This is a genomic window from Spirillospora sp. NPDC048911 (assembly GCF_043198015.1).
GTDB lineage: Bacteria > Actinomycetota > Actinomycetes > Streptosporangiales > Streptosporangiaceae > Spirillospora.
This window is the reverse complement of record NZ_JBICUD010000007.1, coordinates 119524-131949: the sequence shown is the minus strand read 5'-3', so window position 1 is coordinate 131949 and position 12426 is coordinate 119524. Positions and strand designations below refer to the sequence as shown.

Genomic DNA, 12426 nt, shown 5'->3' with positions numbered 1-12426 from the left:
GTCAGGCGGTCGAGATGTCGAGCTTGGAATTCGAGCCCCCCAAGTACGCGCGTGTGGTCCTGGAGCTGCGGCGGCGTATCGAGAACGGGGATTACCCGCCCGGCTCGACTCTGCCGTCTGAGACGCAGCTCGTTCGTGAGTTCGCGGTCGGCCGGACCACCGTTGTGCGGGCGTTGCAGATGCTCCAGCAAGACGGGTGGATCGAACGCGAGCATGGGCGCGGCTCGTTCGTCAAAGGCATCCCGAGCGCCAAGGACGGCGGCACTCGTCCGGGCCTGGCGGTCCTGGACCAGCCCGAGACGCGCGAGTCGGTGACGCTGGTCCACGTCGGCCAGGTCGAACCTGCACCCCCGGTAGCGGCGCTGCTCGGTGACGCGCGGCTCCTCATGCGGCGGCGGCTGGACCTGCGGGACGGGATTCCCTCGGAGCTGGTCACCTGCTGGTTCCCGCAAGAGCTGGCCTACGGCACCGACCTTGACCAGGCCGTCCCCCTTCCGGTCGGCGTGCGGGCCCATCTGCGCACGGTCAAGGGACTGCGAGTCGACCACATCACAGAGCGGCTCACCGCGCGGCTACCCGGTTCGGACGAAGTGAAGGCCCTGAAGATCAAGAAGTCCGATCCGGTGCTGGCCATCCTGGCCACCGTGCATGACGCTGCCGACGCGGTTCTGTTCGCGGTCGAGGTCGTCATGCCCGGTGCGCTGCATGAGCTGGAAGACGTGTACCCGGTCTCTAGCTGATCACCGCGAGAGTGTGACGCAGCTCACATAGATCACCACTTGTCCGGACGAGCGGGCGAGGTACTCTCAAGTCATGCACTCGTCCGAACAAGCGGACGGGCGGACAAACAGAGGTGATCACGGATGGCGATTCAGGGTCGTATCCCGGTGGCGTTCGGGGACGTGTTCCCGCACGGGGTGTTCGCGACGGGTCCGGCTGAGCGGCTGGACAACTTCGAGACCAAGCGGCAGGAGAAGGACAAGGTCACCGGTCAGCCGGTGTGGGTGGTGGACGTCTACGACGCTGACCCGGAGGCCAACGCCAAGGCGTCGGCGATCCGCGTCAAGGTGCTGGCCGAGGTGTGCCCGGTTCTGCCGGAACCGGCGTGGGGTCCGTTCCGGCCGGTGGAGTTCACCGGTATGTCGGTCACGCCGTATGTGGAGGAGATGGGCCGCGACAACAACGGCAACGTCCGGACGCGCGTCGCCTACTCGTTCCGCGCGACGGGTGTCCGTCCTGCTGGTGGTCCGGCCAAGGCTGCTGCTCGTCCGGCTAAGGACGCTGCCTGATGGCGCGGGGCACGGGCCGTTCCTCGGCGCTGTCGCTGCCGATCGGCCAGAACGCGACCAGTGAGTTCCGTTCGTTCGCGGCGCGTACGCCGCTGCTGACGGTGTCGGCGGGCGGGCTGCTGGTCACCTTGACGCTTCCCGAGCGGCTGCGGCCCGAAGACGTCGAGTTCGCGCGGTGCCTGGCTGAGCAGACGGCGGCGTACGCGACCGAGGTGGAGCGGTTGTTCCGCTCGGGCCGTCGCCTGTCGGGCAAGCGGCGGGCTGCCTGATCTGGGTGGGGCGGCTGGAGCTGGTACCTCCGGCCGCCCCGTTCTCTTCCCCCTGCAAGTGACAAACAAGAGGTGTCTTCATCATGGCATGGGAGTTCCGCAAGGTCGGGCCGGGCGAGAACGTCGCGGTCGAGGCCCAGAAAGATCCGTTCGCCGCGCCCAAGTGGGCGCCTCCGGTGTGGCACATGCCCGAGATCCTGGTCCTGCTCGTCAACGCCGTCCGCGTCCTGGTCGCGGTCGTCGTCTTCACCGTCCGCAACATCGTCCCGGTGTCGGTCCTGGGCGGGCTGGGCTGGCTCGGCTACGCCTATGGCTGGCCTGCTCCGGCGCTGGTCGTCGCTGCGGCGCTGTTCGCCCTGGGGGTGTGGGCGCTGGCCGACTGGCCATTGTTTGTGGCTGCGGTGGCTCGTCCGGCTCGCGCCAAGTGGCGGTATCTGGCGGTGTACCGGCGGGACTGGCAACCGGTCCTGGTCACCGCTGGCCTGACCAAGATGCACAAGGGCCGCGAATACCTCCCCTCGATCAAACGGGTCCGCTGCGGGCCGACGGCCGATCGCGTCCTGGTCCGCATGCTCAAAGGGCAGGCGCCTGACGCCTGGGAACGCGTGGCGGTCAACCTCGCGCACGGCTTCGGCTCGGAGTTGGTCCGCGTCCGGCAGGGCACCCGGTCCCGGTGGTCCTGGGTGGATGGTCGGCCGGTCCGGCGGACGGTCCCGCGTCCGGGTTCGGTGTGGCTGGAGTTCGTCCGCAAGGACGCTCTCAAGGTTCCGCTGGCCGCGCTGCCCCTGGCTGACGACGTCGATCTAGAGGCGGTCCCGGTCGGTGTCCGTGAGGACGGTAGGCCGTGGCTGCTGCGACTCCTCGGGACGCATGTCCTGATCGCGGGTGCGACGGGTTCGGGTAAGGGGTCGGTGCTGTGGTCGATCGTCCGTGCGGTGCTGCCCTGGATGTTCCTCGGCCTGGTGCAGGTGTGGGCGGTCGATCCCAAGCGGATGGAGCTGTCGTTCGGGCGGCGGCTGTTCGAGCGCTACGGCCGGTATTCCGATGACCCCAATGGCGGCATGGTCGAGCTGCTGGAGGAGGCGGCCGAAGACCTCAACAAGCGGGCGGCCATGTTCGCGGGAAAGCGGCGCTCGTTCCTGCCCTCGCTGGAGCATCCGTTCCGCGTCATCATCGTGGATGAGCTGGCGTTCCTGACCGCGTACTGCCCGAGCCGGGACCTGCGCAAGCGCGCCGAGCAAGCCTTGGCGGTGCTGGCGACACAGGGCCGCTCGGTCGGGTACTGCCTGGTCGGGGCTCAGCAGGATGCCCGCAAAGAGGTCAACAACCTGCGCAACCTGTTCCCCGACCGGATCGCGCTGCGGCTGGATGAGTCCGAGCAAGTCGACATGGTGCTCGGCGACGGGGCGCGGGACCGTGGCGCGCTGGCCGATCAAATCTCCTCCATCCCCGAAATCGGCGCCGGGGTCGGTTACATCCGCCTGGAAACCACCCCTGACCCGGTGCGTGTCCGGGCGGCCTATGTCTGCGATGCCGACATTGACGAGATGGTCGCGCTCGGCACGGCCAACTTCGGGGAGGCAGCGTGAACGTCCCCGAGGTTCGGCGACGTGAGCGGGCTGCCGTCCAATGCCGTAGGCACCCAAAGGGCGAGCAATGCGAGTTGGCCGGCGGCCTGCGCCCATCAACTCCAAGCGATCAGGCGGCCACATCCCTCGACGGTCAGGTGATCGCATGACCGCGCGCAAGCTCCGGCCGGAGGTCGGCAACTGGGTCGAGGTCACCAGCGGACCGGACAAGGGCACGCACGGTCAGGTGACCGGCATCGACAAGACCGACGGCCGGACGGTGGTCCTGGTCCGTGTGGCCAAGCAGAGGAAAGCGCGGTCGTATCCGCTGCGGTCGGTGACCGTGCGCGCCGTGCAACTGGCATTCGACGTCATGGGGGAGGCATGAGCGAGCCGCAACCGGCCGCGCGGGTCAAGACCCTGCCTCCGCTGGCACAGGGCGTCGTTGAGGCCGTCGCTATCGATCACGGGGTGTGCATCCGCCCGGTACCGATGCGGCGCGTTGACCTGGAGACCGGCGAAACTGAGGTCGTGTCGGTGCCGTGCGGCCACACGCGCGCCTCGGTGTGCCCGCCGTGTGCGGAGAACAAGCGGCGTATCCGGGCTCAGCAGTGCCGGGAAGGCTGGCACCTGGAAACCGAACCGATCATCCAACGCGCCGAGCCGGATGAGACGCAACGGCACCTGGTGGAACTGCGGGCGCAAGCCCAGGGACGGCGCGACCAGGCGGACCAGGACGGGGACGCGGACGGCGAGGATGTCGAGTTCTGGGATCGGCTGGTCCGGGACCTGGACAACGAGATCGAACGCTCCGGCGTCGCAGGCACCTTGAAGACCGCTGACGGACAGGACGGTCCCGGACGGCGTATCCGGTCCACCCGGCGCCGTCAGGATGTTCCGGACCTGCCTCGGCGGCCGGTCGAGAAACGCACCGTGGGCAAGACCTACACCGCTGCGGACGGCAAGACCTTCCGGCCCTCGCTGTTCCTCACACTGACGCTGGACTCCTACGGCCGGGTCCGCTCGGACGGCACCCCCGTTGACCCGTCCAGCTACGACTACCGGCGGGCCGCTCGCGATGCGCTGCACTTCGGCAAGCTCATCGATCGGTTCGTGCAGAACCTGCGCCGGTTCGTCGGCTACGACGTGCAGTACTTCGCCACGGTCGAACCACAACGACGCCTGGCCCCTCATCTGCACATGGCAATCCGCGGAACGATATCGCGCGCTGAGCTGCGACAGGTGGTGGCGGCGACCTATCACCAGGTGTGGTGGCCCTCGACTGACCGCGTCGTCTACCACGGGGAGCGGCTGCCGGTCTGGGACGACTCGGCCGGACACGACGGACAAGGCGGCTACGTCGATCCCGCTTCCGGGGCGGTGCTGCCGACGTGGGATGACGCGCTTGACCAGCTCGGCCTAGACGAGAACGCCGAACCGCTGCACGTGGTCAGCTTCGGCCGTCAGATCGACGCACAGGGCGTCATGGCGGGCGGCGCTGACAGCAACCGCTGTATCCGGTACCTGACCAAGTACCTGGTCAAAAGCGTCGCCGAATGCCACCAAGCCGAGACCGACCGCCAGCAAGCCCACGTCGAACGAATGGCCGACGCGCTGCGGTACGAGCCGTGCTCTCCTACCTGCTCCAACTGGCTGCGGTACGGCATCCAGCCCAAGAACCCCCGCAAGGGCCTGGTGCCCGGCTTCTGCAAGGGCAAGGCACACCGACGCGAACACCTCGGCTACGGCGGCCGCCGCGTCCTGGTCTCGCGCAAGTGGTCCGGCAAAACCATGGCCGACCACAAAGCCGACCGAACCACATGGGTGCTCGCTCGCCTGGCCGAGGCCGGGATTCCGGCAACCGGCCCTGCGGCAGGTGATCGCCGGTTCCTGTGGGAACGCGCTGGGCCTGGCGACCCAGACGTCAAACCGATCACACACCGGCTCCTGCTGCTGATCGAAGAACGCACCCGGCGACGCGACCAGCTCGCCCAAGCCCTCAACGACACTTCGGCAACTGGGGAGGCAGCGTGACCAGGCGAACAGACATCACTCCCGCTGAGCGTCTTCTGACCGTTGCTGAGGCGGCCGTGATGCTCAATACGTCCGAGCGGTTCCCCCGGCGGTTGATTGAGGAACGGCGCATCCGCTTCGTGCGGGTTGGCCGGTTCGTCCGCATCCCCGAATCAGCACTTCGTGAGTTCATCGCGGCCGGGCTCGTCGAGCCTGTGACCGTCCATGGTCAAAGGAGGGCCGCCTGATGGCGGGAAAGAGGCGCTTCGGGCGCGTCCGCAAGCTCCCCTCGGGCCGATACCAGGCGCGCTACCCCGGGCCAGACGGATTGGACCGACCCGCGCCGCACACGTTCGCAACCAAGAAGGACGCGGATCAGTGGCTCGTCCTGAAGGAAGCGGAGATCAAGCGAGGGGAGTGGCTCGACCCTGACGCGGGCAAAGTGCCGTTCGAGGTCTTCGCCAAGCAGTGGGTCGATGATCGCGTGTTGAGGCCGCGCACGGAGGGCCTCTATCGCGGGCTCCTGAAGAACCACCTGCTACCGACTTTCGGCAAGTCCAACCTCTCCGACATCAAAGAGGCTGACGTCCGACGCTGGCGCAAGGAGCGCCTGAAGGTGGTCGGTCAGTCCACGGTGGCCAAGGCTTACCAACTCCTCAAGTCGATCATGAACACGGCGGTGGATGACGAGCGCATTCGCCGCAACCCCTGTCGGATCAAGGGAGCAGCGGTGCCTGACACGCCAGAGCGGGAGATGATCCCGATCTCGAAAGTGATCGAGATCTTCAACAAGGTTCCGGAGCGGTACCGCGCCCTCGTCCTGCTGGGCACGTTCGCCAGCCTGCGTTGGGGTGAGTTGGCCGCGCTCCGTCGTGAGCATCTCGACCTGGACGCCGGGACGGTCCGGGTCGTGGTGGCCGTGTACGAGTTGGACGGCGGCAAGCTCCTGGAAGGGCCGCCCAAGACGCGGGCCGGACGGCGGGTCGTTGCCCTTCCGCCCGAGATCATCCCCGATCTACAGGCGCATCTGGACGAGTTCGCCGAGTCGGGGCCCAAGGGCCGGGTCTTCGTCGGGCCTCGCGGTGGTCCGCTCCGGCGGTCGGGGTTCCGGCGGGTCTGGAACAAGGTGCGGGAAGACGTCGGCCTGCCTGATCTGCACTTCCATGATCTCCGCCATGTGGGCAACACCCTGGCGGCGGGGACGGGGGCAAGCCTCAAGGAGCTGATGGCTCGCATGGGTCATGCCTCGGTGCGGGCGGCGCTGATCTACCAGCACGCGGCCCAGGACCGTGATCACGTGATCGCCGAAGCGGTGGGGGATGCCTTCGAGGCTGCTCGTGGGGGCAAGAAGCCCAAGAAGCGGGCCAAGAAGGGATCGGGCACGCAACGGGCACGGAAGCGGAAATCGGCCTGAGAAACGCGAACGCCCAGGTGGAGGGAAGCTGCCTCTACCTGGGCGTTTGTCATGGGAGCGGGCGACGGGAATCGAACCCGCGTAGCCAGTTTGGAAGACTGGGGCTCTACCATTGAGCTACGCCCGCGTGGGTCGGGCAGGGCCCGATCACCGTGTCGTAGCGTACCGGGTTTCGGGGGCGGTTGTGTCGTCAGCCGCTGGCGGTGATGTCGCGGAACTCCACCTCGGCGTCTTCGGTGTAGAGGCCCACGGAGCCGCTGGTGTAGGGGCGTTCGGTGTCGGTGAAGGTCGTGAGGGTCCGGTTGCCGGCGCGGAGGGTCATGGTGGCGTTCTTCTGGTCTACGCGGATGTCGTACCAGCGTTTGAGGGCGAACGGGGGGAGGCCGGTGGCCAGGAAGCGCTGGCCGCCGGGGTAGGCGGGGTCGCGTTTGCCCAGCTCCCAGCCGTTCGGCTTGAGGGCCAGGTAGTAGAAGTGGTGGTCGTCGGTGTAGTGCCAGATCACCCAGGCCGCCTCCCAGGGGTTGGGGCGGGCGTTGCGCAGCTGGGCCACGGTGCGGGCGCGGACGCGGAAGCTCACGTTCTGGTAGGTCGCCAGGGAGACGATCAGGCCGGCGTGGGTCTCGGCGGGGACCGTGGCGGGCTTGGGGCGCAGAGTGATCACGTCGTCGCGGGTGCCGTTGCGGCCGTGGCCGTCGTAGATGGCGCGCCAGGGGCCGTGGACCGTGTCGTCGCGCCACTGGACGAAGCCCGTGTCGCGGTATCCGGGCACGACGACGACGGCCACGGCGGTGAGGGCGCCCGTCAGCGTGAGGGCCAGCGGCCAGCGGCTCATGTCTCAGTCGAGGGCCGGGACGAACAGGGCGTCCGGCCGCAGGCAGTCGCGGATGAGCGTCGTGATGATGCGGTTGGACGCCTTGCCGTCGCCGAACGGGTTGACGGCCCTGGCCATCCCGGCTCGTTCGGCGGGGTCGTCCAGCAGGCGGCTGGCGGCGGCCAGTACCCGGGCCGACTCGGTGCCGACGAGGCGGGCGACGCCCGCTTCGACCGCCTCGGGGCGTTCGGTGGTGGCGCGCAGGACGAGAACGGGCTTGCCCAGACTGGGGGCCTCCTCTTGGACACCGCCCGAGTCTGTCAAAACCAGATCGCAGGCCGCCAGGGTCGCGGCGAAGTCGGGGTAGTCGAGCGGCTCGCAGATGGTGATGCCCGGGTGGCCCTGAAGGGCCGGCCGGAGGGACTCGCGGACGGCCGGGCTCTTGTGGAGGGGAAGGAGGATCTCGCAGTCGCCCCGATCGGCCAGGCTGCGGAGGACGCCGGCCAGTTTGCGCATCTCCGTGCCCTGGCTCTCGCGGCGGTGCAAGGTCACGAGGATGCGGAGGCCGTCGGTGCGGAAGGCGGGCTTGCCCTCGTCCTGGTCGAGCATCCAGTGCAGGTTGTCGATGACGGTGTTGCCCGTGGTGATCACCTGGCGTTCGGGGACGCCCTCGGCGTGCAGGTGGGCGGCGGCGCGGGTGGTGGGGGTGAAGTGCCAGCGGGCGATGCGGCCGATGAGCTGGCGGTTGAGCTCCTCGGGGAACGGGTTGGCGAGGTCGCCGGTCCGGAGCCCCGCCTCGACGTGGGCGACGGGGACGCGCTCGTAGGAGGCGGCCAGCGCGCCGCACAGCGCCGTGGTGGTGTCGCCTTGGACGATCACCACGTCGGGCTGCCGGTCGCTGATGGCCGCGTCGAGGGCGTTCACCAGGCGGGACGTCAGCTCGGACAGGCGCTGCCGGTCCCGCATGACGGCCAGGTCGGTGCCCGCCTTGATGCCGAGCGTCCGGAGCATGGGCAGCAACATCTCGCGGTGCTGCCCGCTGTTCACGATGATCGGGTCGAACGCGGGGGAGGCGTTCATCGCTCGCACGACGGGGGCGAGCTTGATCGCCTCGGGCCGGGTGCCGAGGACGACCATCGCCCGGATCGGGCCGTCGGCGAGCGTGTTCAGGGCAGGGTCGATCATGGCTGCTCCTCTTTCGGCTGGGACGGCGGGGAGTGCGAGGACCGCAGGTCAGGGGTGCGGCGCCGGCCGGCTCCGCACCGGGAGGCGGCCGCTCAAGTCCGTGCGGTCTTGAGCCAGGTCTGCTTGCCGGTGAGGGCGCGTGCCAGGGCCCACCACCCGCTGATGAACCAGATGTAGCCGTAGATCACGTAGATGTGGCCGAGCAGGATGGCGAACGCCCAGGTCACCGGCTCGCGCTTGCGGTAGACGAACGCGTACGCCGCGGCCATGCCGAACGTCATCACGTAGAACCAGGGGAGCCACCAGGGCGAGAGCAGGCTGTGCCCGGCGTGGACGGACGCGACGACCGTGTCCCCGATCATGATCAGGAACGCGACCGGCAGCAGCGAGGTGAGCAGCAGCAGCGCCGGGCTCGACAGGTGATAGATCAGGTCGATCGCGGACCGCGCCGGGATCCGCCGCAGGATCAGCGGGACCAGCCGGAACGCCTGCAGATGCCCCTGGAACCACCGGGATCGCTGCCGGAGCAGCCGGCCGAGGGTGAGCACGGCCTGCTGGTGGACGGCGGCGGTGGGGCAGAAGCCGTTGACCCAGCCCTCGGCGAGCATGCGCACGCCGAGGTCGAGATCCTCGGTGAGGCAGTCGCTCCACGGCTCGCCCGGCAGCGACTCCAGCGCGGCGAGCCGCATGAACTGGCCGTTCCCGCCCATCCCGACGCTGCCGAGATGACGTCGCGCGTTCTGGAATATCTCGCCGTAAACGACGAATTCCATGTCCTGGAGGCGGGCGAGCAGGCGCCGGCGGCGATTGTACATGCGCACGCCGACCTGGACGGCGCCGATTTTCGGGTCGTTGAAGAACGGGTCGACCTGTTCCACCGCGTGACCGTCGAGGCGGCCGTCCGCGTCGACGACACAGACGATGATGTCGTTCGCGTCTTTGCCGTGGAGCAGGTTTGAACCGCGCAGCCAGCGCAAACCCGCGTTGAGCGCCGCGCCCTTTCCCTTTCGGGCGTCCGGAAATTCGCGCCGGTAGACATGGACGTAGGGTGATGCTATATCACGGACGGCCGCCGCCGTTCCGTCATCGGACGCGTCGTCCACTACGAGGACCAGTACGTCCGTCAGCGGAAGCCGGATTATTCGCGCCAGGCTTTCGGCGATCACCTTTTCCTCGTTGAGGCATGCGAGCAGGAAGATATAGGTGCGCGAGCCCGTCGGGGCGACCGGTTTTTCGGCCCGGCGCCGTGACAGCGCGAACATTCCGCTGTTGTACGACACCGCCAGGACGATGATCGCCAGACTGCCCGCGACCGCGATCCGCCCGGTCAGCGAAGTGTCGAAGCCGCTGTTCAGAGCGCTTCCGGCGAGGACCTCGAGCCGGATCATGAACGTTCCCCCGTGGTTCGCCGGCCCGCCGGATCACCGCTCAGCCGGCCCCGTACCCGCACGCAGAGACCGGCGAGGAAAAGGCCGATAGCGGCCACGCAGTAGATGCCGAATCCCACCCCGGTGGCCTGGAGAAGAATGCGCGCGGCCTTGGCCGCCGGTGACGCTCCAGGTGGTGCGATGACCCCCGCGAAGATGAGAAATGTGCTGACCGACAACTTGACGTACACAGCACGGATCCCCCGTTTCATCTGCCCATGTCGAGCTGGAATCCCGCAAAGTGCGTAGGCCGCCTACGTCCGATGCAGTACTTCCCCGTGAGGCCCCGAATCGAGGCTCCCCGGCTGTTCCGAAGGCACCGTATCTCGAAGTAAAGTCCTTGCAAAGTCGGGGGAGAGTGAACACATGGTGGCGCGGCTCCACCAGTCAAGATCGAGTTTTGTTTAACCCGAACTTCATGCCTTGTTGGAGCCGTGTACCCCATTTCTCATTACCTCGTTCCAGCAAGGGTGGAGGGGCACTTCATGAGGATGAGATGGCGTAGTCGGCGAGCGATGGCGCTGCTGACCGCCCTGGTGGCGATCTTCATGCTGGGGGTGGTGGCCGGTTCCGGCGCCGGGGCGGCGGACGGCCGGAACGCCCGTGGCCCGGGGCTCGGCGATCACGGTCGTGGCCCCGGCGCGGCCGATCCCGGCGACCCCGGCCGTGCCGAGGCGCTGCCGCGGCGGCCGGCCGCCGCGCTCAAGCTGAAGGACTGGGCCAAGCAGCAGGTCAGCGCCGACAAGCAGCGGCGCAAGAACCCCAGAGCGGTCAAGCCGATCTCCGGCCTGAAGATCAAGGCGAAGCCGCGCGGCCCGGCCGCCCGCACCGTCGACGAGACCTCCGCGCTGGTCCTGTACGACACGGCCGGACCCTACGGGTTCCTCGGCGAGCTCTACGCGATGGCCACGGCCAACCTCGCCGGGCGCTTCGGCGCGGTGACGACCAAGCCGGTCTCGCAGTACACCGCCGGCATGGTCGAGCAGCACACGGCGACGATCTACATCGGCTCGACGTACTACGGCGGAAGCATCCCGGACGACGTCCCGGACGCCTTCTACAGCGACGTCGTCACCACGGCCAAGCCGGTGATCTGGATGAACGACAACATCTGGACCCTCGCCAACAAGGTCGGCATCTCCAACTTCACGACCAAGTACGGATGGGACCCGACCAACTCCTACTTCGGCTCGGGGAACGTGACGCAAGTCGACTACAAGACGCAGCCACTGACCCGGACCATCCCGGCCGGCGGTGACAACGGGGTCCTGCAGCCGTACGTCACGAACCCGTCCCTCGTGACCTCTCTCGCGGTCGCCAACGACACCAGCACCACGCCGGCCATGACCTTCCCGTGGGCGCTGCGGTCGTCCAACCTGACGTACCTCGGTGAGATCCCGTACTCCTACGTCAACGAGACCGACCGCATCATCGCCTGGCACGACCTGCTGTTCGACGCGCTCGCGCCGAACACCCCCACCCAGCACCGCGCGATCCTGCGGCTGGAGGACATCAGCCCGAACAGCGACCCCGGCGAGCTGATGAACATCGCCACCTACCTGGACGGGCAGAACATCCCGTACGCCTTCCAGGTGATCCCCGTCTACACCGACCCGAACGGCGTGTACAACGACGGGACGCCCGAGACCGTCACGCTGGCGCAGCGACCGCAGGTCGTGGCCGCGCTCAACTACATGCTCGCCCACGGCGGACGCATCGTCGCCCACGGCTACACGCACCAGTACTCGAACGTGAACAATCCCTACAACGGCGTCAGCGGCGACGACTTCGAGTTCTTCACCTCGCACATCGACGCCAACGACTACGTGATCTTCGACGGCCCGGCGCCGGTGGACTCCGAGCCCTGGGCGGCCGGCCGGCTCACGGCGGGCAAGGCGGCGTACGGGTCGGTCGGGCTGCCGGTGCCGACGATCTGGACGACCCCGCACTACGCCGCGTCGGCCCTGGACTACGGCGTCATCAAGCAGGAGTACGCCGCGCGCCTGGAGCGCAGCCTGTTCTTCTCGGGCCAGCTCTCCGGCGGGCCCATCGACGGCCAGCGCTTCATCGGCCAGTTCTTCCCGTACCCCGTCCGTGACATCAACGGCGCGACCGTGCTGCCGGAGAACCTCGGCAACTACGAACCCGAGGCGATGAACCACCACCCGGCCCGATTCCCCGCCGACATCGTCCGTGCGGCCCGCTACAACCTGGCGGTCCGCGACGGTTTCGCCAGCACCTTCTACCACCCGTACTTCCCGGTGGGGCCGCTGAGCGAGATCGTCGACGGGATCCGCGACCTCGGCTACACCTTCGTCGACCCCGCGACCCTGATCCCGTGACCACGATCCGGTAATCCGAAACCCACCGCTTCACGCGAGCCCGCCGGTGGCGCACCGAGCCTCACCCGGTGCGCCACCAGCGGGCACAAGCCCACTTGGCGCGCCCCA

Annotated in this window: 12 protein-coding genes and 1 tRNA gene; 9 read left to right on the top strand and 4 right to left on the bottom strand. The window is 68.2% G+C overall.

From position 1 onward, the window contains the following. The first annotated feature begins 14 nt into the window (after positions 1-14). The 8 genes from ACGFNU_RS30215 to ACGFNU_RS30180 all read left to right on the top strand — a co-directional run bounded on the left by ACGFNU_RS30215 (position 15) and on the right by ACGFNU_RS30180 (position 6553). Entirely contained in the window at positions 15-740 is a 726-nt protein-coding gene (locus ACGFNU_RS30215; protein WP_392599048.1) for a GntR family transcriptional regulator, read from the top strand. Between the two features lie 123 nt (positions 741-863). Continuing rightward, positions 864-1289, top strand: a complete 426-nt coding sequence (locus ACGFNU_RS30210; RefSeq protein WP_392599046.1) for a plasmid replication, integration and excision activator — start codon at positions 864-866, stop codon at positions 1287-1289. Next, positions 1289-1558: a hypothetical protein gene (locus tag ACGFNU_RS30205; protein ID WP_392599044.1), complete on the top strand. Its 270-nt coding sequence runs from the start codon at positions 1289-1291 to the stop codon at positions 1556-1558. Before ACGFNU_RS30210 ends, ACGFNU_RS30205 begins: the two co-directional genes overlap by 1 nt. 83 nt (positions 1559-1641) lie before the next feature. After that, entirely contained in the window at positions 1642-3147 is a 1506-nt protein-coding gene (locus tag ACGFNU_RS30200; RefSeq protein WP_392599042.1) for an FtsK/SpoIIIE domain-containing protein, read from the top strand. A gap of 145 nt (positions 3148-3292) precedes the next feature. Further along, positions 3293-3514, top strand: a complete 222-nt coding sequence (locus ACGFNU_RS30195) for a KOW motif-containing protein (protein ID WP_392599040.1) — start codon at positions 3293-3295, stop codon at positions 3512-3514. After that, the gene (locus tag ACGFNU_RS30190) at positions 3511-5160 is read left to right on the top strand and encodes a replication initiator (RefSeq protein ID WP_392599038.1); all 1650 of its coding nucleotides are present in this window, start codon (positions 3511-3513) and stop codon (positions 5158-5160) included. Before ACGFNU_RS30195 ends, ACGFNU_RS30190 begins: the two co-directional genes overlap by 4 nt. Further along, entirely contained in the window at positions 5157-5387 is a 231-nt protein-coding gene (locus ACGFNU_RS30185; protein WP_392599036.1) for an excisionase family DNA-binding protein, read from the top strand. The genes ACGFNU_RS30190 and ACGFNU_RS30185 overlap by 4 nt, the downstream gene beginning before the upstream one ends. Positions 5388-5467: 80 nt before the next feature. Continuing rightward, positions 5468-6553 carry a tyrosine-type recombinase/integrase gene (locus tag ACGFNU_RS30180; protein ID WP_392599034.1) on the top strand — a complete coding sequence of 362 codons (1086 nt, stop codon included), beginning with the start codon at positions 5468-5470 and terminating at the stop codon, positions 6551-6553. A 56-nt stretch (positions 6554-6609) separates the two neighbouring features. Here the strand turns inward: ACGFNU_RS30180 and ACGFNU_RS30175 are convergent. The 4 genes from ACGFNU_RS30175 to ACGFNU_RS30160 all read right to left on the bottom strand — a co-directional run bounded on the left by ACGFNU_RS30175 (position 6610) and on the right by ACGFNU_RS30160 (position 9937). Beyond that, positions 6610-6680 (bottom strand) — tRNA-Gly (locus ACGFNU_RS30175). A gap of 63 nt (positions 6681-6743) precedes the next feature. Beyond that, positions 6744-7385 carry a family 16 glycoside hydrolase gene (locus ACGFNU_RS30170; protein WP_392599032.1) on the bottom strand — a complete coding sequence of 214 codons (642 nt, stop codon included), beginning with the start codon at positions 7383-7385 and terminating at the stop codon, positions 6744-6746. Positions 7386-7388: 3 nt separating this feature from the next. Beyond that, positions 7389-8549: a non-hydrolyzing UDP-N-acetylglucosamine 2-epimerase gene (gene wecB / locus ACGFNU_RS30165; protein ID WP_392599030.1), complete on the bottom strand. Its 1161-nt coding sequence runs from the start codon at positions 8547-8549 to the stop codon at positions 7389-7391. A gap of 92 nt (positions 8550-8641) precedes the next feature. Further along, positions 8642-9937, bottom strand: coding sequence for a glycosyltransferase family 2 protein (locus tag ACGFNU_RS30160; RefSeq protein WP_392599028.1), 1296 nt, complete (start codon positions 9935-9937; stop codon positions 8642-8644). A gap of 554 nt (positions 9938-10491) precedes the next feature. On the opposite strand from ACGFNU_RS30160, the gene ACGFNU_RS30155 reads away from it, so the two are divergent. After that, on the top strand, positions 10492-12318 hold the full coding sequence (locus ACGFNU_RS30155; protein ID WP_392599026.1) for a DUF2334 domain-containing protein: 1827 nt from the start codon (positions 10492-10494) through the stop codon (positions 12316-12318). The last annotated feature ends 108 nt before the right edge of the window (positions 12319-12426 follow it).

Coding starts and splice junctions, on each gene's coding strand:
- ACGFNU_RS30215 (WP_392599048.1), top strand. CDS start 15: ATGTCGAGCTTGGAATTCGAGCCCCCCAAGTACGCGCGTGTGGTCCTG.
- ACGFNU_RS30210 (WP_392599046.1), top strand. CDS start 864: ATGGCGATTCAGGGTCGTATCCCGGTGGCGTTCGGGGACGTGTTCCCG.
- ACGFNU_RS30205 (WP_392599044.1), top strand. CDS start 1,289: ATGGCGCGGGGCACGGGCCGTTCCTCGGCGCTGTCGCTGCCGATCGGC.
- ACGFNU_RS30200 (WP_392599042.1), top strand. CDS start 1,642: ATGGCATGGGAGTTCCGCAAGGTCGGGCCGGGCGAGAACGTCGCGGTC.
- ACGFNU_RS30195 (WP_392599040.1), top strand. CDS start 3,293: ATGACCGCGCGCAAGCTCCGGCCGGAGGTCGGCAACTGGGTCGAGGTC.
- ACGFNU_RS30190 (WP_392599038.1), top strand. CDS start 3,511: ATGAGCGAGCCGCAACCGGCCGCGCGGGTCAAGACCCTGCCTCCGCTG.
- ACGFNU_RS30170 (WP_392599032.1), bottom strand. CDS start 7,385: ATGAGCCGCTGGCCGCTGGCCCTCACGCTGACGGGCGCCCTCACCGCC.
- wecB (WP_392599030.1), bottom strand. CDS start 8,549: ATGATCGACCCTGCCCTGAACACGCTCGCCGACGGCCCGATCCGGGCG.
- ACGFNU_RS30160 (WP_392599028.1), bottom strand. CDS start 9,937: ATGATCCGGCTCGAGGTCCTCGCCGGAAGCGCTCTGAACAGCGGCTTC.
- ACGFNU_RS30155 (WP_392599026.1), top strand. CDS start 10,492: ATGGCGCTGCTGACCGCCCTGGTGGCGATCTTCATGCTGGGGGTGGTG.